This is a genomic window from Pseudomonas shirazica (assembly GCF_015168335.1).
In the GTDB taxonomy this organism is placed as follows: domain Bacteria; phylum Pseudomonadota; class Gammaproteobacteria; order Pseudomonadales; family Pseudomonadaceae; genus Aquipseudomonas; species Aquipseudomonas asiatica.
The window spans coordinates 3,753,813-3,776,602 of record NZ_CP063456.1 but is presented as its reverse complement, the minus strand read 5'-3'; the positions used below and the strand labels follow the sequence as shown (position 1 = coordinate 3,776,602).

The 22,790-nt window shown below is 64.2% G+C and carries 24 protein-coding genes and 2 pseudogenes; 15 read left to right on the top strand and 11 right to left on the bottom strand.

Annotated features, from left to right (window positions below):
* Positions 1–39: 39 nt before the first annotated feature.
* From IMX18_RS17450 to IMX18_RS28545, 3 genes and pseudogenes are all read left to right on the top strand, one after another.
* Positions 40–483, top strand: a pseudogene (locus IMX18_RS17450) (aminotransferase class I/II-fold pyridoxal phosphate-dependent enzyme); the annotation flags it as partial.
* Positions 484–798: 315 nt separating this feature from the next.
* Positions 799–1,830, top strand: a pseudogene (locus IMX18_RS28550) (methyl-accepting chemotaxis protein); the annotation flags it as partial.
* Between the two features lie 27 nt (positions 1,831–1,857).
* Positions 1,858–2,739: a methyl-accepting chemotaxis protein gene (locus IMX18_RS28545; RefSeq protein WP_371034086.1), complete on the top strand. Its 882-nt coding sequence runs from the start codon at positions 1,858–1,860 to the stop codon at positions 2,737–2,739.
* Between the two features lie 143 nt (positions 2,740–2,882).
* Here the strand turns inward: IMX18_RS28545 and IMX18_RS17440 are convergent, their stop codons facing one another.
* Positions 2,883–4,073, bottom strand: a complete 1,191-nt coding sequence (locus IMX18_RS17440; protein WP_217190324.1) for a benzoate/H(+) symporter BenE family transporter — start codon at positions 4,071–4,073, stop codon at positions 2,883–2,885.
* Between the two features lie 292 nt (positions 4,074–4,365).
* Here IMX18_RS17440 and IMX18_RS17435 point away from each other — a divergent pair, with 292 nt between their 5' ends.
* On the top strand, positions 4,366–4,968 hold the full coding sequence (locus tag IMX18_RS17435; RefSeq protein ID WP_015269346.1) for a glutathione S-transferase family protein: 603 nt from the start codon (positions 4,366–4,368) through the stop codon (positions 4,966–4,968).
* A 130-nt stretch (positions 4,969–5,098) separates the two neighbouring features.
* Here IMX18_RS17435 and IMX18_RS17430 read toward each other — a convergent pair whose 3' ends face one another.
* The 5 genes from IMX18_RS17430 to IMX18_RS17410 form a co-directional block, all read right to left on the bottom strand.
* Complete coding sequence (locus tag IMX18_RS17430) at positions 5,099–5,470, bottom strand: glutaredoxin family protein (protein WP_015269347.1); 372 nt, start codon at positions 5,468–5,470, stop codon at positions 5,099–5,101.
* Positions 5,471–5,529: 59 nt separating this feature from the next.
* Entirely contained in the window at positions 5,530–6,075 is a 546-nt protein-coding gene (gene folE / locus IMX18_RS17425) for a GTP cyclohydrolase I FolE (protein WP_013971502.1), read from the bottom strand.
* A gap of 70 nt (positions 6,076–6,145) precedes the next feature.
* Positions 6,146–6,706: a Smr/MutS family protein gene (locus tag IMX18_RS17420; RefSeq protein ID WP_013971503.1), complete on the bottom strand. Its 561-nt coding sequence runs from the start codon at positions 6,704–6,706 to the stop codon at positions 6,146–6,148.
* A gap of 163 nt (positions 6,707–6,869) precedes the next feature.
* Positions 6,870–7,190: a hypothetical protein gene (locus IMX18_RS17415; protein ID WP_024086500.1), complete on the bottom strand. Its 321-nt coding sequence runs from the start codon at positions 7,188–7,190 to the stop codon at positions 6,870–6,872.
* An 86-nt stretch (positions 7,191–7,276) separates the two neighbouring features.
* Positions 7,277–7,867 carry a cysteine hydrolase family protein gene (locus IMX18_RS17410; protein ID WP_015269349.1) on the bottom strand — a complete coding sequence of 197 codons (591 nt, stop codon included), beginning with the start codon at positions 7,865–7,867 and terminating at the stop codon, positions 7,277–7,279.
* Between the two features lie 180 nt (positions 7,868–8,047).
* Here IMX18_RS17410 and prmB point away from each other — a divergent pair, with 180 nt between their 5' ends.
* Positions 8,048–8,956 (top strand): 50S ribosomal protein L3 N(5)-glutamine methyltransferase, encoded by a 909-nt coding sequence (gene prmB / locus IMX18_RS17405; RefSeq protein WP_015269350.1) that lies wholly within the window; start codon positions 8,048–8,050, stop codon positions 8,954–8,956.
* A gap of 109 nt (positions 8,957–9,065) precedes the next feature.
* Here the strand turns inward: prmB and IMX18_RS17400 are convergent, their stop codons facing one another.
* Both IMX18_RS17400 and IMX18_RS17395 read right to left on the bottom strand, forming a co-directional pair.
* On the bottom strand, positions 9,066–9,848 hold the full coding sequence (locus IMX18_RS17400; protein ID WP_015269351.1) for a hypothetical protein: 783 nt from the start codon (positions 9,846–9,848) through the stop codon (positions 9,066–9,068).
* Positions 9,849–10,048: 200 nt separating this feature from the next.
* Positions 10,049–11,011 carry an alpha/beta hydrolase gene (locus IMX18_RS17395; protein WP_217190322.1) on the bottom strand — a complete coding sequence of 321 codons (963 nt, stop codon included), beginning with the start codon at positions 11,009–11,011 and terminating at the stop codon, positions 10,049–10,051.
* A 236-nt stretch (positions 11,012–11,247) separates the two neighbouring features.
* Here IMX18_RS17395 and aroC point away from each other — a divergent pair, with 236 nt between their 5' ends.
* The 3 genes from aroC (at position 11,248) to IMX18_RS17380 (ending at position 14,162) form a co-directional block, all read left to right on the top strand.
* On the top strand, positions 11,248–12,339 hold the full coding sequence (gene aroC / locus IMX18_RS17390; RefSeq protein ID WP_054572725.1) for a chorismate synthase: 1,092 nt from the start codon (positions 11,248–11,250) through the stop codon (positions 12,337–12,339).
* Between the two features lie 132 nt (positions 12,340–12,471).
* Positions 12,472–13,626 carry an MFS transporter gene (locus IMX18_RS17385; protein WP_217190321.1) on the top strand — a complete coding sequence of 385 codons (1,155 nt, stop codon included), beginning with the start codon at positions 12,472–12,474 and terminating at the stop codon, positions 13,624–13,626.
* The gene (locus tag IMX18_RS17380; protein ID WP_191471896.1) at positions 13,626–14,162 is read left to right on the top strand and encodes an oxidase; all 537 of its coding nucleotides are present in this window, start codon (positions 13,626–13,628) and stop codon (positions 14,160–14,162) included. The genes IMX18_RS17385 and IMX18_RS17380 overlap by 1 nt, the downstream gene beginning before the upstream one ends.
* A gap of 125 nt (positions 14,163–14,287) precedes the next feature.
* On the opposite strand, the gene IMX18_RS17375 is transcribed toward IMX18_RS17380, so the two are convergent.
* Positions 14,288–14,560 carry a DUF3509 domain-containing protein gene (locus IMX18_RS17375; protein ID WP_013971511.1) on the bottom strand — a complete coding sequence of 91 codons (273 nt, stop codon included), beginning with the start codon at positions 14,558–14,560 and terminating at the stop codon, positions 14,288–14,290.
* 265 nt (positions 14,561–14,825) lie between these two features.
* Between IMX18_RS17375 and IMX18_RS17370 the strand changes: the two genes are divergently transcribed.
* Entirely contained in the window at positions 14,826–15,350 is a 525-nt protein-coding gene (locus tag IMX18_RS17370) for an ankyrin repeat domain-containing protein (protein WP_015269355.1), read from the top strand.
* Positions 15,351–15,410: 60 nt separating this feature from the next.
* Positions 15,411–15,941, top strand: coding sequence for a hypothetical protein (locus tag IMX18_RS17365; RefSeq protein WP_015269356.1), 531 nt, complete (start codon positions 15,411–15,413; stop codon positions 15,939–15,941).
* A 122-nt stretch (positions 15,942–16,063) separates the two neighbouring features.
* Here IMX18_RS17365 and IMX18_RS17360 read toward each other — a convergent pair whose 3' ends face one another.
* Positions 16,064–17,002, bottom strand: coding sequence for a ZIP family metal transporter (locus IMX18_RS17360; protein ID WP_015269357.1), 939 nt, complete (start codon positions 17,000–17,002; stop codon positions 16,064–16,066).
* 125 nt (positions 17,003–17,127) lie between these two features.
* On the opposite strand from IMX18_RS17360, the gene IMX18_RS17355 reads away from it, so the two are divergent.
* The 4 genes from IMX18_RS17355 to IMX18_RS17340 all read left to right on the top strand — a co-directional run bounded on the left by IMX18_RS17355 (position 17,128) and on the right by IMX18_RS17340 (position 20,588).
* Positions 17,128–17,319: a PLDc N-terminal domain-containing protein gene (locus tag IMX18_RS17355; protein WP_012271091.1), complete on the top strand. Its 192-nt coding sequence runs from the start codon at positions 17,128–17,130 to the stop codon at positions 17,317–17,319.
* A gap of 240 nt (positions 17,320–17,559) precedes the next feature.
* Complete coding sequence (locus IMX18_RS17350; protein WP_015269358.1) at positions 17,560–19,635, top strand: LTA synthase family protein; 2,076 nt, start codon at positions 17,560–17,562, stop codon at positions 19,633–19,635.
* Between the two features lie 207 nt (positions 19,636–19,842).
* Entirely contained in the window at positions 19,843–20,079 is a 237-nt protein-coding gene (locus tag IMX18_RS17345; RefSeq protein ID WP_015269359.1) for a hypothetical protein, read from the top strand.
* 176 nt (positions 20,080–20,255) lie between these two features.
* Positions 20,256–20,588, top strand: coding sequence for a ribonuclease E inhibitor RraB (locus IMX18_RS17340; RefSeq protein ID WP_003260395.1), 333 nt, complete (start codon positions 20,256–20,258; stop codon positions 20,586–20,588).
* A gap of 123 nt (positions 20,589–20,711) precedes the next feature.
* Here IMX18_RS17340 and IMX18_RS17335 read toward each other — a convergent pair whose 3' ends face one another.
* Complete coding sequence (locus IMX18_RS17335; RefSeq protein WP_217190318.1) at positions 20,712–21,512, bottom strand: c-type cytochrome; 801 nt, start codon at positions 21,510–21,512, stop codon at positions 20,712–20,714.
* 528 nt (positions 21,513–22,040) lie between these two features.
* On the opposite strand from IMX18_RS17335, the gene IMX18_RS17330 reads away from it, so the two are divergent.
* Complete coding sequence (locus IMX18_RS17330) at positions 22,041–22,772, top strand: amidotransferase (protein WP_015269362.1); 732 nt, start codon at positions 22,041–22,043, stop codon at positions 22,770–22,772.
* Positions 22,773–22,790: the final 18 nt, after the last annotated feature.

Below are 22,790 nucleotides of genomic sequence, written 5' to 3'. Positions count from 1 at the left end.
CCAGCCCACCCCCATCACCAGACACACCGCCAATCCTTTATGCTTAACTGTTCGCTCAAAACCAGCGAACACTTGCCCCTCGACCGCACCAGCCCCACCCCGCTGGTGCAGCAACTCACCGACCACCTGCAAACCTGGATCGACCAGCAACGCCTGCGCCCGGCGCGCGCCTGCCGTCGATTCGGGCCTTGGCCCGCAGCCAGGCGGTCAGTGCGTCGTAGTTGGCGCGCGGCCACCGAGCTGGCCCAGGCAGTGCGCCAGGTAAGCCGTGGCAACCCGCAGGACCTGTTCGACTATTGCCCACCCCTTGGCCTGGCCAGCCTGCGCCAACAGCTGCACAAGCGCCTGGCGCAGCTGGGCATCGCCGCCGGCCCCGAACGTTTCCTCACCACCCACGGCGCCAGCCACGGCCTGGACCTGCTGGTGCGCACCCTGCTGCGTCCGGGCGACACGGTCCTTGTGGAAAACCCCGGCTACTACAACCGTCTGGGCCCGGGTGCCAGGCCGCGATTTTGCCAGCCTGGAGCGCCTTGCACTGGAACACGACGTGCTGCTAACCCCCGGCAGCGCCTTCGATTACCAAGGCGCGGCCAGCGCCTGGCTGCGCATCAATGTCGCTTACGGGCAGGACTCCCGCGCCCAGGCCTTCCTTCAGCACGCAGGGCGACCTCTGCCAAGCTGATAGCGACACGCTCATAGCTATTTGACACTATTCTGACGTCAGGCCCTTGTTCATCGGCTGGCAACGTTGCCACCCTTGGCCTTCGGGATAACCTCGCACGCAGAAGGGGAATCGGCATGGGCACGAGCAAGCACGGTGTGCTGGCGAACCTGGGCATGGCACGCAAACTCGGCCTGGGCTTTGCCCTGGTGCTGGTGCTGACCTTGGCGGTGGCCGGCATTGGCATTGCCGCGCTGCACAGCGTTGGCCAGCGCTTCGACAGCTTGCGCCAGCTGGCCCAGTTCAATACTGACCTGCTGCGCTTGCGCCAGCACGAGCAGGCCTTTGCCCTGCGCTCCGACCTGCAGCAGGCCGAGGCCTTGCGCAGCGGCTTGCAGGGCCTGGCCGAACGCGCCCGTGGCCTGCCGGCGCTGGCGGCGGCGGAAACCGACCTGGCAGCCTATGGCCAGGCGTTCGAGGCCTTTGTCGAGGCGGTGCAGGCCAAGGAGCTGGCGCTGGACATGGCCAGTTGGTCGGTGTCCAGCGTGGCCAACAACCTCGACGTACTGCAGGCCGGCCTGGCCGATGACGGCGTGTATACCCTCAAGCAGTCCCAGGGCCAGCAGGGCGGCGCGTTCCTCGAGCAGGCCGCGCAGGTGGCGCAGGTGTCGCGGCTGATGCTGCAGGCCATGGACGAAGCGCGGGTACGCCTGGAAAAAAGCCGCAAGGGCGAAGAGGGCGTCAGCCAGGAACGCATCGCCCAGACTGTAGAGGCCGCCAGCCTGGTTAGCCAGTTGCAGGGCGCTGTCAGCGATGCCGGCTACCAGAGTGTGTTGGGCGAAGTGGCGGGGCACATTGGTAGCTTCTCGGAAAAGCTTAACGAATACACGGACCAACTGGCCCGCGAGCAGGGCTTGAAGGCGCAGTTGCAGGCCAGTGCCGAGCAAGTCACCAACCGGGTCGACCAGGCTTACCTGGGGCAGGAGCAGGCCCTGCAGGGCGAACTGCAACGCAATGCCGTGGCCATCGGCCTGGCTACCGCATTGGCGCTGCTGGTAGGTGTGCTGGCAGCCTGGCTGATCACCCGCGCCGTGGTCGGCCCGCTCAAGCATGTGATTGCCCGCGCCCAGCGCATCGCTGCCGGCGAGCTGAGCTTCGACGCCCAGGCACCACGCCGTGACGAAGTAGGGCAGCTGATGCAGGCCATGCAGCAGATGGCGGCGGGCCTGTCGGGCATTGTCAGCGGTTTGCAGCAGGGCATCGAGCAACTGGCCGGCAATGCGCAGGCGCTGTCGGCGGTGACCGAACAGACCAACCGCGAGGTGGGCAGCCAGAAGGAAGAGACCGAGCAGGTGGCCACCGCCATGCAGCAGATGACCGCCACCGTGCACGATGTGGCGCGTAATGCCGAAGAGGCGGCGCAGGCGGCCCAGGCAGCGGATGAGAAGGTTGATTCCGGGCAGCAGGTGGTGCGCCAGAGCATGCAGCGCATCGAGCAACTGGCGGCGGCGGCGGAGACGGCCAGCGCCGGTATCGACAGCCTCAGTGCCGAGATCCACACCATTGGCGACGTGCTGGAAGTGATCAAGAGCGTGGCCGAGCAGACCAACCTGCTGGCGCTGAATGCTGCTATCGAAGCCGCCCGCGCGGGTGAGCAGGGGCGTGGCTTTGCCGTGGTCGCTGACGAGGTGCGTGCGCTGGCGCGGCGTACCCGGCAGTCTACCGAGCAGATCGAGACCTTGGTCGCCAGCCTGCGCGGCAATGCCCAGCAGTCGGTGGCGCAGATTCGCGGCAGTACCGAGCTGGTGCGTTTGGCGGTGGCTGATGCACTGCAGACCGAAAGCGCGCTGGGCAGCATTGCGGCGGCGGTGTCATTGATTCAGCAGATGAACCAGCAGATTGCCGCGGCGGCCGAGCAGCAGAGCTCGGTGGCAGAAGAGATCAGCCGCAGCGTCACGCAGATCCGTGGTAGTGCCGATCAGGCGGCGTTGGCGATGCAGGATAATGCCCGGTCGAGTATCGAGCTGGCGCAGCTGGGTACCGACCTGAAGGGGATGGTGGGGCATTTCAGGTTGTGATCTGGACCTGGGGCTTGTGTTGCCTGTACCGGCCCCTTCGCGGGTAAACCCGCTCCCACAGGAATACCACAATGCTGAATATTGTGTGATCCCTGTGGGAGCGGGTTTACCCGCGAAGAGGCCAGTACAGGCAACAAATACCTTCAGGCCCTGCGCGGGTTGAGGATCATCAAGGCCAGTACCCCCGCCACAATCCCCCAGAACGCCGAGCCGATCGAGAACAAGGTCAGCCCCGAAGCGGTCACCATGAAGGTAATCACCGCCGCCTCCCGTTCGCGCGCTTCGCTCATTGCCACGGTCAGCCCGTTCATGATCGAGCCGAACAGCGCCAGCGCCGCAATCGATAGCACCAGCTCTTTCGGCAGCGCCGCAAACAGCGCCGCCAAGGTCGCGCCGAACACCCCGGCAATGCCATAGAAAATCCCGCACCACACCGCCGCGGTATAACGTTTGGCCGGGTCTTCATGGGCATGCGGCCCGGTGCAGATTGCCGCGCTGATCGCCGCCAGGTTGACCCCATGCGAACCAAACGGCGCCAGCAGCAGCGAGGCAAAGCCGGTGGCCGAGATCAGCGGCGAGGCCGGCACCTGGTAGCCGTCGGCGCGCAGCACGGCCACACCCGGCATGTTCTGCGAGGTCATCGCCACCACGAACAGCGGAATGCCAATGCTGATGGTCGCCGCCAGCGAGAAGCTTGGCGTGGTCCACACCGGCGTGGCCATCTCCAGCCGGAAGCCGCTGAAGTCCAGCAGGCCCAGGGCGCCGGACAGCGCCGTACCCACCAATAGCGCGGCCAGCACGCAGTAACGCGGCGACAGGCGTTTGACCAGCAGGTAGCTGAAGAACATGCCCAGTACCAGCAGGGTGCGATGCTGGGCGGCAACGAAGATTTCGCTGCCGATCTTGAACAGGATACCCGCCAGCAGCGCCGAGGCCAGCGAGGCCGGGATGCGCTTGACCAGGCGCTCGAAGCTGCCGGTCAGGCCACAGATCAGCACCAGCACGGCACAGGTGATGTAGGCGCCGATCGCTTCGCCATAGCTGACCCCGCCCAGGCTGGTGATCAGCAGGGCGGCGCCGGGGGTGGACCAGGCCACGGTGATCGGTGTGCGGTAACGCAGCGACAGGCCGATGCTGCACACCGCCATGCCGATCGACAACGCCCAGATCCATGAGGAAATCTGCGCGGTGGTCAGCCCGGCTGCCTGGCCGGCCTGGAACATCAGCACCAGCGAGCTGGTATAGCCGGTGAGCATGGCGATGAAGCCGGCGACCACCGCCGACGGGGAGCTGTCTGCCAGGGGCCGCAGGCGTACGGAAGTGGCATCGGTCATGAACAAAATCCTTGTAAAGGTGTAAGCAGTTTTTTCAGACTACAGCGAGCAAGGTTGATCCTTGCCATACAGCGGCCATTGCTTTTAGCCGTACAGTCGCCAACTATTGGGCGCAAATGCAGAACTGCACAGGCAGCCACAAGAATGGTGCCCGCTTTTGTAGGAGCAGCCTTGTGCTGCGAAGAGGCCGTTTCAGCCCATGCAGGTGCTGCGCCTGTAACGGCCTCTTCGCAGCACAAGGCTGCTCCTACAGGGCCAGGCGAGATCTTTGGCATAGAGGGGGAGAGGGGCGATGTACAAGGTCTACGGCGACTACCAGTCGGGCAACTGTTACAAGGTCAAGCTGATGTTGAGCCTGCTGGGCCGGCCATATGAATGGCACCCGGTGGACATCCTCAAGGGCGAGACCGAAACGCCCGAGTTCCTGGCGATGAACCCCAACGGCAAGGTACCGGTGCTGGAGCTGGAAGACGGCAGCTACCTGTGGGAGTCCAATGCCATTCTCAACTACCTGGCCGATGGCAGCGAGTTCCTGCCCACCGAGCCACGCCTGCGCACCCAGGTGTTGCAGTGGCAGTTCTTCGAGCAGTACAGCCATGAGCCGTACATTGCAGTGGCGCGTTTCATCCAGTTCTACCTGGGGTTGCCGGACGAGCGACTGGAGGAGTACCGCAAGCTGCACAAGGGCGGTTACAAGGCACTGAAGGTGATGGAGCGGCAGCTGCAGATGACGCCGTTCCTGGTCGGCGAGCAGTATTCGATTGCCGATGTGGCGTTGTATGCCTACACCCACGTGGCGCAGCAGGGCGGGTTCGACCTGGCCGACTACCCGGCAGTGAGGGCCTGGCTGGAGCGGGTCAGCAGCCACCCGCGGCATGTGCCGATGGTGGGCTAGTTTATAGCCTTCGCCGGCCTCTTCGCGGGCATGCCCGCTCCCACAGGTATTCCACAATATTCAGCCCTGTGGTGAACCTGTGGGAGCGGGCGTGCCCGCGAAGAGGCGGGCACAGGCCGCCGGCAAACGGTCAGGCCGAAGCGAACCGCTCATCCAGGTAGGCAATGATCGCCTTGGACTCATACATCCAGGTCACCTTGCCCGCTTCTTCAATACGCAGGCACGGTACTTTCACCCGGCCGCCACCTTCCTGCAGGGCCTGGCGGTGCACTGGGTCGTTCTTGGCATCGCGCAGCGCCACCGGCACGTTCAAACGGTGCAGGGTGCGGCGGGTCTTGACGCAGAACGGGCAGGCGTGGAACTGGTACAGCGCCAGGCTCTGGGCCGCTTGCTCGACGCGGGCCTGGGCGGCGGCGTCGCGCTTGCGCTTGGCCGGGCGGCTGATCCAGTCGCCGAACACGATGAGCTGGCCGAGGCCAACCCGCAGGGCTTTGACGATCATGGGCAACTCCTGAAATGAAAAAGCCGACCCGGCAGGGTCGGCTCGGGGTCAGCAGCCAATCACTTGATCAGGCTGAGGAACTCGCTGCGGGTGGCGGCGTTTTCGCGGAACTCACCCAGCATCACCGAGGTGATCATGGTCGAGTTCTGCTTCTCGACACCGCGCATCATCATGCACATGTGCTTGGCTTCGATGACCACGGCAACGCCGGCGGCACCGGTTACCTGCTGCACGGCCTCGGCAACCTGGCGGCTGAGGTTTTCCTGGATCTGCAGGCGGCGAGCGTACATGTCGACGATGCGCGCCACCTTCGACAGGCCCAGTACCTTGCCCTTGGGCAGGTAGGCCACGTGCGCCTTGCCGATGAACGGCAGCATGTGGTGTTCGCACATCGAATACAGCTCGATGTCCCGGACCAGCACCATTTCGCTGTTGTCAGAGCTGAACAGCGCGTTGTTGGTGACTTCTTCCAGTGTTTGCTCATAACCGCGGCAAAGGTACTTCATCGCCTTTGCAGCCCGCTTGGGCGTGTCGAGCAGGCCCTCACGGGAGACGTCCTCGCCAATCTGGCTGAGGATCTCGGTGTAGTTCTGTTCCAGGGACATGGATCTACCTGTGGGAAAAAATCGCAAAAACGAAGGGTACGGCGGTGAGGGCGGCGCTGCAAGCGCGGCGTTACTCGTCGCGGCCTTCGAGCATGGTTCGCTTAAGCATCACATACACCGCGCCGGTGCCGCCGTGGCGGGCGCTGCACGAGGCAAAACCGAGCACCTGCGGGTGCTGGCGCAGCCAGGTGTTGACGTGGCTCTTGATCATCGGGCGCTTGCCGTCCAGGCGCGCGGCCTTGCCGTGGGTAACTCGCACGCAGCGCACTTCCAGTCTGGTGGCCTCGGCGATGAAATCCCACAGGGTTTCGCGGGCCTTTTCCACGGTCATGCCATGCAAGTCGAGGCTGCCCTCGAACGGGATCTGCCCCAGCTTCAGCTTGCGCAGCTGGCCTTCCTGCACGCCATCGCGGCGCCACAGCAACTCGTCTTCGGCGCCAACGTCGATGACGAACTGGTCGGACATGCCGTCGATCACCAGCGCCTTGTCACTGCGCACGGTCGCCGCCTGACGCAGGCCGGCCAGCTTCTGGCGGTCGGCCTTGGGCTTGCCGACTTCGGCGCGGTCGTGCCTGATCGGTTTGACACCCCGCACTTCGGCCTTGAACAGGGAAAAATCGTCGTCTTGCATGATGCCTCCACGTGGGCGGCGTAGTTTACGCGACTGTGGGGCCTTGTGCAGCCTGTGTGGGCCCTATCGCCGGCAAGCCGGCTCCCACAGGATTACCAAGGGCCTGAGGACTTGTGGGGTACCTGTGGGAGCTGGCTTGCCGGCGATAGGGCCGGTACAGGTTTCAGTCATGCTTCTTCATCAGGTGCGGCGACAGGTTCAGTTCCCGCCCGCGGCGCAGGCGAATGCGGCTGCGCCGCCAGAAGCGCACGCCCAGCCACAGCAGCAGCAAACCGGCAACGGTGAGGATGCCGGCCAGTGGTTTGTTGGCGTTGAGCTCCGCCAGGGCAGGGTAGTTGCCCAGCAGGCCGGCAACGCCGGCCATCGCCAGCAGCACGCCAAGGGTCGCCAGCATGGCCGAAAGGCCTGCCGCCAGGCGTGCACCCCAGTTACGCGGTTCGCGCGGGCGCAGGCGCTTGGCGTCGAAACTGCCTTTGAGCTTCATTCCGCTCTCCTCTGTGGATATCCGGAATTCGACCTGGGGCCGCCCATCGGGTTCCGCTCGGCTGCCGGGCGGTTGTGCTCAGCCGCTCAGATCAGGCTGGCGGTGGGGGCCACGCAAGCGAAGTTGTCGGCCATCACGGCCATTTCGCACTGGTGGATCTGCGCGGCCGGGATCACCCTATCCTTGAATGCCAGGTCGCGGGTCGCCGAAGCGTCTTCCACCAGGGTGCAGCGGTAACCATAGTCCTTGGCGCGGCGTACCGTGGTGCTGACGCTGGAATGGCTCATGAAACCGCAGACGATCAGGTCCAGGTGGCCCAGCGCCTGCAGGGTCTCATGCAGCTGGGTGTTCTTGAATGCATTGGGCATGCGTTTTTCGATGACGATTTCGCCTTCCAGCGGCTCCAGCCCCGGAATGAACTGGCCGGCCGGCCCTTGTGGGTCGAAGCGGCCACCGACAGTGCCCAGGTGGCGAACGTGGATGATCGGACGGCCGCTCTTGCGCGCGGCGTCGAGCAACCTGGCGATGTTGGCCACGGCCTCGTCCATGCCCGACAGCGCCAGGGGCCCGCTGAGGTACTCCTTTTGCGCATCGATGATGATCAGGCTGGCGTGGCTCAGCTTGGCCGGCGGGTAGTCGCGGCCAGTGAGGCGAAACATCGTGGTTGGAACGGACATCAAGGGCTCCTTGGATAGGGCTTTTGTATACCTATTCTCCCCTGCCTTGGCGCCAATGGGAATGGTTGACAACGCAAGCGGCATGGTTACTGGCTTGTGGCTAGCCATTGGGTAAGGCAAAGGAACAAATGTGCGGGTGGGGCTGTTAGACTTTTGTCCGGTCTGAATTAGGAGTACCCCGTGATCACATCCCGCCTGCGCACGCTGCGCGACTACATCCGCTGGGCGGTCAGCCGCTTCCACGAGCACGACCTGTTCTTCGGCCACGGTGCCGACAACGCCTGGGACGAGGCCCGCCTGCTGGTACTGGGGGCGGTGCACCTGCCGTGGGAGGTGGCCGACAGCTATCTGGACTGCATGCTCGAGGACGACGAGCGGGTACGCCTGCAGCACCTGCTCAAGCGCCGTATCGAAGAACGCGTGCCGGCCGCCTACCTGTTGGGCGAAGCCTGGTTCTGCGGCATGTCGTTCATCGTCGACGAGCGCGTGCTGGTGCCGCGTTCGCCGATTGGCGAGCTGATCGAGAAACGCTTCGAGCCGTGGCTGGCGAGCGAGCCGGCGCGCATTCTTGACCTGTGCACCGGTTCTGGCTGCATCGGCATCGTTGCCGCCGACGTGTTCCCCGAGGCCGAGGTAGTGCTGGCCGACCTGTCGTTCGAAGCGCTCGAAGTGGCCAACCAGAACATCGAACGCCACGGCCTGGACGGGCGCGTGTACACCGTGCAGGGCGACGGTTTTGGCGGTTTGCCGGGGCAGCGTTTCGACCTGATCCTGTCCAACCCGCCGTATGTCGATGCCGAAGACTTCGACGACATGCCGGCCGAGTACCACCACGAGCCCGAGTTGGGCCTGGCCTGCGGCAACGATGGCCTGGACCTGGTGCGGCGCATGCTGGCCGAGGCGGCGGACCACCTGACCGACAAGGGCTTGCTGATTGTCGAGGTGGGCAACAGCCAGGTGCATGTCGAGGCGCTGTACCCCGAGGTGGACTTTGCCTGGCTGGAGTTCGAGCGCGGTGGGCACGGGGTGTTCATGCTGACTGCCGAGCAGTGCCGCCAGCATCAGGAACTGTTCAAGGCCCGGGTCTGATTCCAGGGCCCATTCGCGGGCTTGCCCGCTCCCACAGGTACAGCGCTGTCCTCAGGCTTTGCGCAATTCCTGTGGGAGCGGGCAAGCCCGCGAAGCAGGCGACGCGGTGTCAGCGCGTGGCAATCCAGATCAGCAACCCCGCCTGGAACACCGCAAACGCCACCAGACAGGTAATGGTAAAGCGCAACCCGCTGTCTTCACGCTGGTACTTGGCAACCCGTTCATCGCGCTCACGCAGTTGCCCTTCCTTCTCCTGCAACTGCTGGTCAGCCTGCTGCAGCAGGCCGGCAGCATCCAGTATCCCCACTCGCTGCAAGCGCTCGCTGTTCCACGCCCCCTTGAGCTCGCCCACCGTCATTTCCACGGTACGGCCCTTCAGATGCTGGCTGTCCTCGTACTCCACCCCGATACCCATCGCGCGCAGGCAGTGGTCACGACGCAGGCGTGAGTCTTCGTTCAGCGCATCCTTGCTCGGCAGCGCCATGCCCTCGATCCGGTAGTGCGACCACTTGCGCTGCAGCCACTGCGCGGCCTGGGCCAGCAGGAAGCGGCCGATGCCACGGTTCAGCGGCTCCAGTTGCAGGCCGTGTTCATTGCCAATGCGCACCAGGCGCGCGGAGTGGTCGACGCGAATGTCCAGGCGGTTCTGTTCCTTGTGCACCTTCTGCCCGGGCAGCTGGATTTCCATGCGCAGCAGGCTGTGGGCCTTGTCGTGGCGCTCGGCATAGCCGAACTGCACGAAGCGCAGGGGCCGCGCGCCGGTGTTGCGGTCGGTGGGCAGGGCGGCCAGGCGCAACAGCTGGAAATGTTCGGCGGCCAGATCGGCCCAGGGCAGGGCAGGGCTTTCCTCGGGCTCTTCGGCTGGCTCTACGGCGGCGGGGGCGGTTGTCATCAGGGCTTGTCCTTGGGTACGGGCATGCGGCAGGGGCTGCTGCGCAGCCCATCGCCGGCAAGCCAGCTCCCACAGGGACCGCAGGGCATTCAGGCCTATCGTGTTCCTGTGGGAGCTGGCTTGCCGGCGATGGGGCGCGCCAGCGGCCCCAAAGTTCCGCTAATACTGAAATATCGGCCGTACCGGCCAAGACCTGAGGGTCAGGCAGAAGGCAAATGCTGGATAAACGTCACAATCTGCTCGCCAAGCTCCCTTGCCAGCGGCAGTTCAGGGTTGAGGTAGCTGTCGCGCTGTTGGCTCATTGCCTTGGGGCTGATGCGCAGCATGTGGTTCATGCCATCGATCAGCACCAGTTGGGCATCCGGCTTAGCCGCCTTCAGTCGTTCGGCGTCGATCACGCCCACCTGCACGTCGTTGCGCCCCTGCACGATCAGCGCGGGCATGGGCAGGCGGGCGAAGGCCGCCGCCGGGTTTTGCTGGAACAGCGAAATCAGGTAGGGCTGCACGCTTGGGCGGAACACCTGACGCAGCGGCACCGGTACCTCCAGGCTGGTCTGCCCGGCCTGCAGGCGGTCGAGCAGGGCGCTGCCGCCGGCCAGTTGTGCCGGTGGCAGGCGCTGTGCCAGCTGTTCGCGCAGCACGTCGGCCAGCGGTCGGCCGCTGCCAGCCAGTGTAATCACCGCGCTGGCGCCGGCCTGCTCGGCGGCCAGGCTGGCGATCAGCGCGCCTTCGCTGTGGCCGATCAGGATCAACGGGCCGAAGCGCGGGTCGGCCTTGAGCTTGCGGCTCCAGGCGACCACGTCGGCTACATAGCGCTCCACGCTCAGGTCACGCTCGTCGGGCGTGGCCGGCTGGCTGGCGGCCACCCCGCGCTTGTCGTAGCGCACGCTGGCGATGTGTTCGTTGGCCAGCAGCAGGGCCAGGCGTTTGAGGTTGTCGACCCGGCCTGACGCCGGGTTGTTGCCGTCACGGTCGGTGGGGCCGGAGCCGGCGATGATCAGCACCACCGGTGGCGGGGTTGGCTGTTGCGGCAGCAGCAGGCTGCCGTGCAGCACGCCCTGGCCGGTGTCGAGGTCGATCGGGCGTTGCAGCACGGTGGGGGCGGCGGCCTGGGCCAGGCCGATGCACAGCAGGAAGAAGAGGGCGACGAGGCGCGACATCATTCGGTACTACATGGGGAGATGAGGGTTTGACCCAGTGTTTGCGGGAAGGTTCTTGGGCCTTGCCTGGCAGGTTCGGCCTCTTCGCGGGCTCGCCCGCTCCCACAGGTTTACCACAGGCCTGAGTCGTGTGGGGTACCTGTGGGAGCGGGCGAGCCCGCGAAGAGGCCAGCACAGGCGATCAATCCATCTGTATACTGCCGCTTTCGTTCACTTCAGGCAGATCTCGCGGAGCGTCCATGTCCGGCAATACCTACGGCAAGCTGTTCACTGTCACCACCGCTGGCGAGAGCCATGGCCCGGCGTTGGTCGCCATTGTCGATGGATGCCCACCGGGCCTGGAGATTTCTCTCGACGACCTGCAGCACGACCTTGACCGGCGCAAGCCCGGCACCAGCCGGCACACCACCCAGCGCCAGGAAGCCGACGAGGTGGAAATCCTCTCCGGCGTGTTCGAAGGCCGCACCACCGGCTGCTCGATCGGCCTGCTGATCCGCAACACCGACCAGAAGTCCAAGGACTACTCGGCGATCAAGGACCTGTTCCGCCCGGCCCACGCCGACTACACCTACCACCACAAGTACGGCGTTCGCGACTACCGCGGCGGTGGCCGCAGCTCGGCGCGCGAAACCGCCATGCGCGTGGCCGCCGGTGCCATCGCCAAGAAATACCTGGCCACCCAAGGCATCACCGTGCGCGGCTACATGAGCCAGCTGGGCCCGATCGAAATCCCGTTCAAGACCTGGGAGTCGGTGGAGCAGAACGCTTTCTTCAGCCCTGACCCGAGCAAAGTGCCGGAGCTGGAGGCCTACATGGACCAGCTGCGCCGTGACCAGGACTCGGTGGGTGCCAAGATTACCGTGGTCGCCGAAGGCGTGATGCCGGGCCTGGGCGAGCCTATCTTCGACCGCCTCGACGCCGAACTGGCCCACGCGCTGATGAGCATCAACGCGGTCAAGGGCGTGGAAATCGGCGCCGGCTTCGCCAGCGTGGCCCAGCGCGGCACCGAGCACCGTGACGAACTGACCCCGCAAGGCTTCCTCAGCAACAACGCTGGCGGCATCCTCGGCGGTATTTCCTCGGGCCAGCCGATCGTTGCCCACCTGGCGCTGAAGCCGACCTCCAGCATCACCACCCCGGGCCGCTCCATCGACATCGACGGCAACCCGGTGGACGTCATCACCAAAGGCCGCCACGACCCGTGCGTGGGCATCCGCGCCACGCCGATCGCCGAGGCGATGATGGCCATCGTGCTGATGGACCACCTGCTGCGCCACCGCGCGCAGAATGCCGATGTGAAGGTGAATACCCCGGTGCTGGGCCAGCTCTGATTCGCTTGCACTGGCCCTATCGCCGGCAAGCCAGCTCCCACAGGATTACCACAAGCCTGAATATTGTGGGGTACCTGTGGGAGCTGGCTTGCCGGCGATAGGGCCAGTACCGGCAACCCCATAGGCCACCCCATGCAACCAATCCCCTACTGGCGCCTGTCCAGCTTCTACCTGTTCTACTTCGCCCTGCTCGGCTCCACCGCCCCGTTCCTGGCGCTGTACTTCGACCACCTGGGCTTCTCTCCGGCACGCATCGGCGAGCTGGTGGCCATACCCATGCTCATGCGCTGCATCGCCCCCAACCTGTGGGGCTGGCTGGGTGATCGCACCGGCCAGCGCCTGCTGATCGTGCGCCTGGGCGCATTGTCGACCCTGGCCACCTTCGCCCTGATCTTCCTTGGCAAAAGCTACGCCTGGCTGGCGCTGGTCATGGCCCTGCACGCATTCTTCTGGCATGCGGTGCTGCCGCAGTTCGAGGTCATCACCCTGGCCCACCTGCACGGGCAAACCGCGCGCTACAGCCAGGTGCGCCTGTGGGGCTCGATCGGCTTCATCCTCACCGTGGTCGGCCTGGGCCGGCTGTTCGAGTGGCTGAGCCTGGACATCTATCCGGTGGCGCTGGTCACGATCATGGCCGGCATCGTCGCCGCCAGCCTGTGGGTGCCCAATGCCCAGCCGGTGGAGCAGGGCGAGCGCAGTGGCGCGGGCGGCTTCCTGCAGCAACTGCGGGCGCCGGGGGTGGTCGCGTTCTACGCCTGCGTGGCACTGATGCAGCTCAGCCATGGGCCGTACTACACCTTCCTCACCCTGCACCTGGAGCACTTGGGCTATGCCCGGGGTGCCATCGGTCTGCTGTGGGCACTGGGGGTGGTGGCCGAAGTACTGGTGTTCATGGCCATGAGCCGTATCTTCGCGCGCTTTTCGGTGCAGCGGGTGCTGCTGGCCAGCTTCGTGCTGGCGGCGCTGCGCTGGCTGTTGCTGGGCAACCTGGCCGGCGAGCCGGTGGTGCTGGTGTTTGCCCAGGTGTTGCACGCGGCCACTTTCGGCTGCTTCCATGCCGCCAGCATCGCTTTCGTCCAGGCGAGTTTCGGCGCCCGCCAGCAGGGCCAGGGCCAGGCGCTGTATGCGGCGCTGTCGGGCACTGGCGGTGCGCTGGGGGCGTTGTATTCGGGTTACAGCTGGAAACTGCTGGGGCCCACCTTCACCTTTGGTATGGCCAGTGCCGCAGCCTTGGCTGCAGCCGTTATCATTGCCCTTTGTTCGCAACCGACCAGGACCCGCCCCTGATGAGCATTCTCAGCGTTTTCCACCCCTCCAGCCCGGAACTGCCGAACAAGGTGTTGACCCACCACGACGATATCGTTGCCACCCTGGCCGAGCAGGGCGTGCGCTTTGCCCATGCCGAGCATGGCCTGCGTGTGCGCCCTGGCACTGCCCAGGAGGAGGTACTGGAGGCCTGTCGCGAGCACCTTGACCAGTTGATGACGGCGCATGGCAGCAAGGCTTTCGTGGTACTCAACCGTGAGGGTGAGGCCCCTGCGCAGGTGGACGTTCGCGATGAGCATGTGCATGACGCCGACGAGGTGTTCGCCGTGGTCAGCGGGCGGGCTCAGGTTGGCCTGCGTTTGGGGGATTGGGTGTATTCGGTGCTGTGCGAGAAGGGTGACCAGCTGGTGGTGCCGGCGGGGACTCGGCGCTGGGTCGAGCTGGGCGATGCGCCGTTTTGCCTGGCGTTGCGGTTGTACGGCAGCGAGGAAGGGATGCAGCCGAGGTTTACCGGGGATGTGACTGCGCGGGCGTTTCTGGGCATTGATGAGTTGTGATGGCTTTGCCGGCCTCTTCGCAGCACAAGGCTGCTCCTACAAGTAAAACGCGAAGCTTGAGGCCAGCGCGGGCCCTGTAGGAGCAGCCTCGTGCTGCGAAGAGGCCAGATCAACCAACAAAAAACTCAGCGATAAGTCGGCAGGGCAAACCGCTGCTGGCTCTGCAGCATCGAAATCACCGGCAATTCACTGGCCTGCTCGGCCAAATCGCGGCGAATCGCACTGATTGCCCAGGACAGCTGCTCGGCACTGTGCAATTGCGCGTAGGTCAGCACGCGGCGGGTGACCTTGCCATCAGCTGCGCGAAGGGTCAGCAGCACACCGCCGTCTGGGCGGGCCTGGGTATTCACCTGGTAGGCAGAAAATACCGAAACGAACTTTTCCTGGATGAGGTCCATATCAACTCCTGGCTGTTGCGTGGCAGACGTGAGTTGATGGTTGCAGTGACCGTGCCAGGAAGCTTTTTCTGAAAAAATCCTTAAATTTCAGTCAGTTATTTGTTTTTTGCCGAAGCGCTATCGTGCAGCCTGCATGGTCGTGCATTTTGCACAGTGCATATTGCACGACCCGCGGCCAGCTATCGCCCCGATAGAATCTGAACCTTTGACCCGGCAGCCTTGCCTGACAAAGACTTGGGCAACGATTTCTGCCAGGAGGTTCCAAATGTCCAGCCAACCCACGCCCACCACCATGACCGACGACGAGACCGCCGCCTTTGCCGAGCAGGTGTTCGAACGTGCCCGCCAGGGCGATGCCGAGATGCTCGGGCGCCTGCTGGCCAGCGGCCTGCCGGCCAACCTGCGCAACCACAAGGGCGACACCCTGCTGATGCTGGCCAGCTACCACGGCCACCACGACGCAGTGCGTGTGCTGCTGGCGCATGGCGCCGACCCGCTGATTGCCAACGATAACGGCCAACTGCCCATCGCCGGCGCTGCGTTCAAGGGGGACCTGGCCATGATTCGCCTGTTGCTGGAGCACGGAGTACCGGTGGACGCCGCCGCGCAGGATGGCCGCACCGCACTGATGTTGGCGGCCATGTTCAACCGTAGCGAAATCCTCGACTACCTGCTGGCCCAGGGCGCCGACCCGGCGCGCCAGGATGCCCGCGGTGCCACCGCGCTGATGGCGGCGCAAACCATGGGGGCCGTGGACGCCGCAGCGCGCCTGCAAGTGCTGGCCGGCTAACCGCAAGGGGGCATTTGCGGCTATCCTTGGCGACTTTTCACCCGTCGCAGGCCCCCTTTCATGAAAACTCAGTTGCTCGAATTCATCAGCCTCATTGGCGCTGGCTGCATGCGCGAGGAAGACATCGAGCGCATCGCCGACGAGGCCGCCCAGGCCTACGCCGACCCCGCCGCCTTCCTGGCCGCCAACCCCGACATCAACTACGACGACAGCTTCCCCATTCCGCTGGGCGAATGGGTGGTGCTGGGCAGCCTGCCGGACACCGTGGTGTTCCAGGCCGACAGCTACCAGGACCTGTTCCAGCAGATCAGCGATTCGTTCGACCAGAGCGTGCCGTTCACCCTCAAGCCCAAACAACTGGCCCGCACCGAGCCGCTGACCGCGCTCAATCGCATTCAGGTGCAGATGGGGGCGCTGAACAAGGAGGCGGGCGGGTATGTGCTGCTCAACTTCAGCCAGTTGCTGGATGACGAGCTGCAGATGGTGATGGTAGGGCAGAACGACCTGGCGCGGGTGCTGGAGCTGGGGGCTGAGGTGGGGATCAAGGTCGAGCCGGCCCTGGAGGCATTGAAAGTGGCTGTACACATCTAAAGGCTGATGGCCCTATCGCCGGCAAGCCAGCTCTCACAGGATCACCACAGAGTTCGAAACCTGTGCTGTACCTGTGGGAGCTGGCTTGCCGGCGATAGGGCCGGTACAGTCAGCCCAGAACTTCAGCCCAGTGCGGTATCCAGGAACATCATCACCGCAAACCCACCCATCAACCCCAGGGTCGCCGCCGTCTGGTGCCCATTGCGGTGGGTTTCGGGAATCACCTCGTGGCTCACCACAAAAATCATCGCCCCCGCCGCCAGCCCCATGCTGACCGGGTAGGCCAAGGCAAAGCCGGTCGAAATCCCCAGGCCGATCACCGCACCCAGCGGCTCCATCAGCCCCGACCCGATCGCCACCAGCGCGGCTTTCAGGTTCGACAACCCGGTAGCGCGCAAGGCCAGCGCCACGGCCAACCCCTCGGGGATGTCCTGAATGGCGATGGCGCTGGTCAGCGGCAGGCCGATGTTCATGTCGCCATTGGCAAAGCTCACGCCAATGGCCATGCCCTCAGGCAGGTTGTGCAGGGTAATCGCCAGCACGAACAACCACACCCGGCTGATGCGCTCGGCCTCCGGGCCGCAAGGGCCGGTGCTTTCGTGTTCATGCGGGGTGAAGCGGTCCAGGCCCAGCATCAGCAGCACGCCCAGGCCCATGCCCAGCACCACGGTAAAGGCCGCGGCCGGGCCGTTGCCGGTAATTTCGCGGGCGGCATCCAGGCCCGGCAGAATCAGCGAAAACGAACTGGCCGCCAGCATCATGCCGGCGGCAAAACCCAGCATCACATCCTGGGTGCGGGCCCTGACATCGCGCAGCACCACTGCCAGCACTGCGCCCAGCGCCGTGGCGCCAAAGCCGGACAACCCGCCCAGCATGGCCAGGTGCAGGTTGTCGGCATGGTCGCCGTTCACTGCGTTCCACAGGCTGGCGGCCAGCAGTAGCAACACCGCCAGCAGGCTCAACCCGAGGCCGGCGCTGAGCCACGGGGTGTTCACGGCCTGTCGGCGCCAGGCGTTCAGCAGCGAGGTTGGGGCGGCGCTTTGAGTGTGGGCGGGGGGCATGTGAACCTCGAATCAGTGAATAACGGCAGTCTACTCAGGGACCTGTGCCAACCGCCAAGGATTCCCTTCTATCGCCTTGATAGCTGACTATGCTGTGCAGCAAAGCCTTTGACAGGAGTTTTGGCATGGGGTCGACGTTCAACAGCCTGGTCGGGCTGATCATCCTGGCGCTGGATATCTGGGCCATCCTGAATGTGATCAAAAGTGGCAGTGAAGTGGGCATCAAGGTGTTGTGGATCCTGCTCATCGCCTTGCTGCCGGTGGTGGGCCTGGTGATCTGGGCGATCGCCGGGCCGCGGGGGAATGTGCGGATCTGAATGCCTGTACTGGCCCTATCGCCGGCAAGCCAGCTCCCACAGGTACTCCACAATGCCAGGGCTTGTGGTGATCCTGTGGGAGCTGGCTTGCCGGCGATAGGGCCGGAACAGACAAAACCCGCAACACCCCCGTGACAAAATTTTCACATTGGTTTAAACAGAATCCGCACCCGCACAATGCTGCGTTGGTATACACCTGCGCCATATCCGCAAACCCGCAATCCTAGGACCTTCCCATTCATGGCTAACCTGGACGCCTTGAAGCAACGGGGCGCGCGAGCGTCGTTCTCGCCCACTCTGAAATCCCACCTGGCCTACACCCTGCTCAGTGGCCTGGTGATCATGCTGATGCTCAGCCTCGTGCGCCTGGCGCTGCTGGTCTACAACAGCGACATGATCGGCGATACCCCCAGCGCGACCGTCGCAGAAGGCTTCCTCAACGGTTTGCGCTTCGACCTGCGGGTAGTGGTGTACATCAGCATTCCGCTGCTGCTGGCCATCCTCAGTCCCTGGGCCATGGCCCGGCGTGGCCTGTTCCGTTTCTGGCTGACCATCACCTCGAGCGTGGTGATGTTCCTCGGCCTGATGGAAATGGACTTCTATCGCGAGTTCCACCAGCGCCTCAACGGTTTGGTGTTCCAGTACATCAAGGAAGACCCGAAGACCGTGCTGAGCATGCTCTGGTACGGCTTCCCGGTGGTGCGCTACCTGCTGGCCTGGCTGTTCGGCACCTGGCTGCTGAGCCTGCTGTTCAAGGGCATCGACCGCATGACCCGTGGCAACGGTGCCGGCGAGGTCACCCTGCAGCGCCGTGCAGCGCCGTGGTACAACCGCCTGGCGGTGTTCATGGTGATCCTGCTGGTGGCCGTGGTCGCCGCCCGTGGCACCCTGCGTCAGGGCCCGCCGATGCGCTGGGGTGATGCCTTCACCACCGATTCCAACTTCGTCAACCAGCTGGGCCTGAACGGCACCCTGACCCTGATCGATGCTGCCAAGAGCCGCTTCGGCGAAGACCGCGCCAACATCTGGAAGCCGGTGCTGGAGCAGGACGTGGCCACGCAGAGCGTGCGCGAGCAGCTGCTGACCGCCCACGACACCCTGGTCGATGCCGACGAGGCTGCAATCCGCCGCGACTTCGTGCCGCCGGCCGAGCGCACCCTGCCGATCAAGAACGTGGTGGTGATCCTGATGGAAAGCTTCGCCGGCCACTCGGTGGGCGCGCTGGGCAGCCCCAACAACATCACCCCGTACTTCGACAAGCTGGCCAAAGAGGGCCTGCTGTTCGACCGCTTCTTCTCCAACGGCACCCATACCCACCAGGGCATGTTCGCCACCATGGCCTGCTTCCCCAACCTGCCAGGCTTCGAGTACCTGATGCAGACCCCGGAAGGCGGCCACAAGCTCTCCGGCCTGCCAGCCTTGCTCAGCGCCCGCGATTACGACGACGTTTACGTCTACAACGGCGATTTTGCCTGGGACAACCAGTCCGGGTTCTTCGGCAACCAGGGCATGACCACCTTCATTGGCCGTAACGACTTCGTCAACCCGGTGTTCTCCGACCCGACCTGGGGCGTGTCCGACCAGGACATGTTCGACCGCGGTGCCGAAGAGCTAGCCAAGCACGATGGCAAGAAGCCGATCTACGCGCTGCTGCAGACCCTGTCCAATCACACCCCGTACGCACTGCCCAAAGACCTGCCGGTAGAGCCGGTAACCGGCCAGGGCCGCCTGGACGAGCACCTCACTGCCATGCGCTATTCGGACTGGGCGCTGGGGCAGTTCTTCGAGAAGGCGCGCAAGGAGCCGTACTTCAAGGAAACCCTGTTCGTCATCGTTGGCGACCATGGCTTTGGCAACCACCAGCAGGTCACCGAGCTGGACCTGGGCCGCTTCAACGTGCCGCTGCTGCTGATTGCCCCAGGCATCCAGGAGAAGTTCGGTGCGGTCAACCACACCGTGGGCACCCAGGTCGACATCGTGCCGACCATCATGGGCCGCCTGGGTGGCCAGGCCCGTCACCAGTGCTGGGGCCGCGACCTGCTCAACCTGCCTGAGGGCGACCAGGGCATGGGCATGATCAAGCCATCGGGCAGCGAGCAGATCGTCGGCCTGGTACAGGGCGACCGTATCCTGATCGAGTCCAAGGACATGACCCCGCGCATGTACCGCTACCAGCTGGGCAGCGAGTTCAAGGCCGAGCTGATCGAAAGCCCGGACCAGCCGGAAATGCTGAAGAAGCTGGAAGCGTATATCCAGACTGCGACCAAGAGCTTGCTGGATAACACTGCCGGTGTAGTGCACGGCACGCCGAAGTAGGTCGGGGCCGTTTCACGGCCCATTCGCGGGCACGCCCGCTCCCACAGGTACAGCACAGGTTTCGGACCTTGTGTTGGCCTGTGGGAGCGGGCGTGCCCGCGAATGGGCCCAACACAAATCCCTCCGACTGAACATTCTCCCCACCTCAAGGTCACTTGTTTCAGGCATCACACACCTTGGTGTTCGTTGACTGAGAGGGTTCGTTCAATGAAAGAGTGGGAAGTCATCTTTGCCGACCAGAAAGGCGTGCTCACCACCCTGACGCTGCGCGGCGACCAGTGCCCCAGCGAAGAGGACGCCGCGCGGGCCATCCGTTCGCACCTGTTCCCGGTGATGGACGAGCTGGACCTCAACGACTTCCAGGACCGCACCATTTCCCCCACCGCACGCTGGCTGAAGGAGCAGAGTGGCGTGACCATCACCAGCATCCACGAAACGCCCTGAACCACACGTTTGCGTGGTGCCCTGGCAGGCACTACGCTGCATGAAGGTGCCGGCCTATTCTGCGGGTCGGCACCGCATCCCTTCGCGTCTTGCATCAGCTCGAACTGCCCGGCCGCTGCCGGCAGGTGCGTAGTGCACGGAAAGTCTATCCATCGCATTATTCAGGAGGACGTTTCATGAGCAGCCAGAACGACGATATCAGCAGCAACGTCCTGCGCCAGATGAAGGCAGGCGGTTTCGACTTCACCCAGATCCATCCCATCGAGTTCTACGCCATATTCCCCGACGAAGCAGGGGCCCGCCGTGCGGCCGGGCAGTTTCGCGGTGAATCGCTGAATGCCCAGGTCAAGGAACTGGGCGACGGTGCATGGCATCTGGAACTGAGCAAGGTCATGTATGCCACCCATGGCGGGATTGGCGACTTTGAAGAGGCCTTCGAGCAGCTGGTGACACCTTATGGCGGTGAGGTGGAAGGGTGGGGGGTCAAGCAGGAGCGGCCCATAGCCTGAGATTTCGGGAGTTTGGGGCCGCTTTGCGGCCCATCGCGACACAAGGCCGTTCCTACAGGCGTGCGCGTACCCTTGTAGGAGCGGCCTTGTGTCGCGAAAGGGGCGCAAAGCGCCCCCAGGTTCTCAAGGCCTGCGCCCAGCCATATGCCCCAGGTAAGCCAGCAATTCATCCAGCTCCGGTTCACTCAAGACACTCTCTGCAAACCCCGGCATCTTCGCCTGCGGCCACTGCCGCAGGCTTTGCGGGTCACGAATCAGCTGGCGCAGATATTCAGGCCGAAAATACTCGGTCGGGTTGTGCGGCATATTCAGGTCCGGCCCCACCTGTGCATCCCCCGCGCCATTCAACCTATGACACGCCAGGCAATTCTGCTGGAACAAGGCAAAGCCTCGGCGCACCGGGCTGTCGGCCGGCAACTTCGGGTCGGGCAGAAGCACCGGAAAACGCGCTTCGACGGAGGCCTGCTTGCGAATCGTGGCAATCTGGAACGGCCACTGCTCCGGGCGGATACCGCTGGCCTGCGGTGCAGTCCACACCAGGTAGAACGGTCCTGCACTCGGCTTGCCTTGGCCCAGTGGTGGCCATGGCCGGTCAGGTTCCTCCACCGCCAGCCAGGCCTGTGCCGGCCCCTGCTGCAACAGTGGCGCCGCGGGCATTTCGGCGGCAAAACCGTCCAGCGCCACTGCCTGCAGGTGGTCGCTGGCGCTCACGCCGTCCAGCAGCGCGGCCAGCGGCACAGCCCGATAACGCATGGGCTGCTTGTAGGAAACGTCCTGGTCGATGCTGATGTCCCGGGCCTGCGGGTGGTCGAGCAGTTCTTCACTGCTCCATTGGCGCGTCGTAGCGCCCAGTTCAAGGTGCAGTTGCGCCGCCGACAGCGGCAGGCTCAGGAGCAACACTAACAGTGCAAGGCAGTGGCGCATGGGTAATCTCCGACCATCAAGGCCAGCAGGTTACCTGTGCGTTGCCTGTTGGCGCCACAGCGGCAGTCAGCCGAACAAACGTGTAAGGTTCGGCAGGATCAGCAGCAAAGTCGTGGCGAAGAGAATGAGCCCAGCTTGGCGAATTTTCGATTGTCTGAACATGGCGGACCGCCTTCTTGTTGTTATTCCTGAATACCCGTTGGCTTCCCTGTCGCGCTTCGGGTCGATCGCAGTGGCGTTGCGTGACGCCTGAACTGCCTGCCTCTTGAAAGTGGATATACAACCAACAGTAGGGTGTGCGTCATCCATGTTTGAGAACCCTTTGTTCTAATGTTGTCGGTCATTAATTTCTTCGGGCTATGAGGCCAAGTGCCAGCCGGCTGGCATGCTCTCGCTAGACGGTGGCGCAAGTGCCAGCAGGGCACCGATGAAATGTGACCGTTCGTCAGTGCGGCCTACTTGCTTGTACGTGCCTTTCGCGTCAGTCTCTACAGCAGATTCCCACCCATGTCGTTCAGGACTATCCCTATGTCGTTACGCATCTGCATCCTTGAAACCGATGTCCTGCGACCGGAGTTGACCGCGCAGTACCAGGGCTACGGCAGGATGTTCGAGCAGCTCTTCTCGCGTCAGCCGATCGCCGCCGAATTTCGTGTGTACAACGTGATGAACGGCGATTACCCCGCCGACAACGAAGTGTTCGATGCCTATCTGGTGACGGGCAGCAAGGCCGACTCGTTTGGTACCGACCCGTGGATCCAGACCCTCAAGGCCTACCTGCTGAAGCTGTACGAGCGTGGCGAGAAGTTGCTGGGTGTATGTTTCGGCCACCAGTTGCTGGCGTTGACCCTGGGTGGCAAGGCCGAGCGTGCCGAGCAGGGCTGGGGCGTGGGTATCCACCGCTATTCGCTGGCGGCCCATGCGCCGTGGATGGACCCGGAGGTGTCGGAGCTGACCTTGCTGATCAGCCACCAGGACCAGGTGACCGAGCTGCCGGAAGGCGCCACGGTGATCGCCTCCAGCGATTTCTGCCCGAACGCTGCGTACCACATTCGTGACCAGGTGCTGTGCTTCCAGGGGCACCCCGAGTTCGTGCACGACTACTCTCGCGCGCTGCTCGATGCGCGCCAGGAGTATCTGGGTGATGAGGTGTACCACAAGGCCGTGGCCAGCCTGGCCACCGAGCACCAGGGCGACCTGGTGGGGGAGTGGATGTTGCGGTTTATCCAGCAGCCGGTGAGCAAAGATACCGCAGCGTGATGGCTGGGGGCCGCAAAG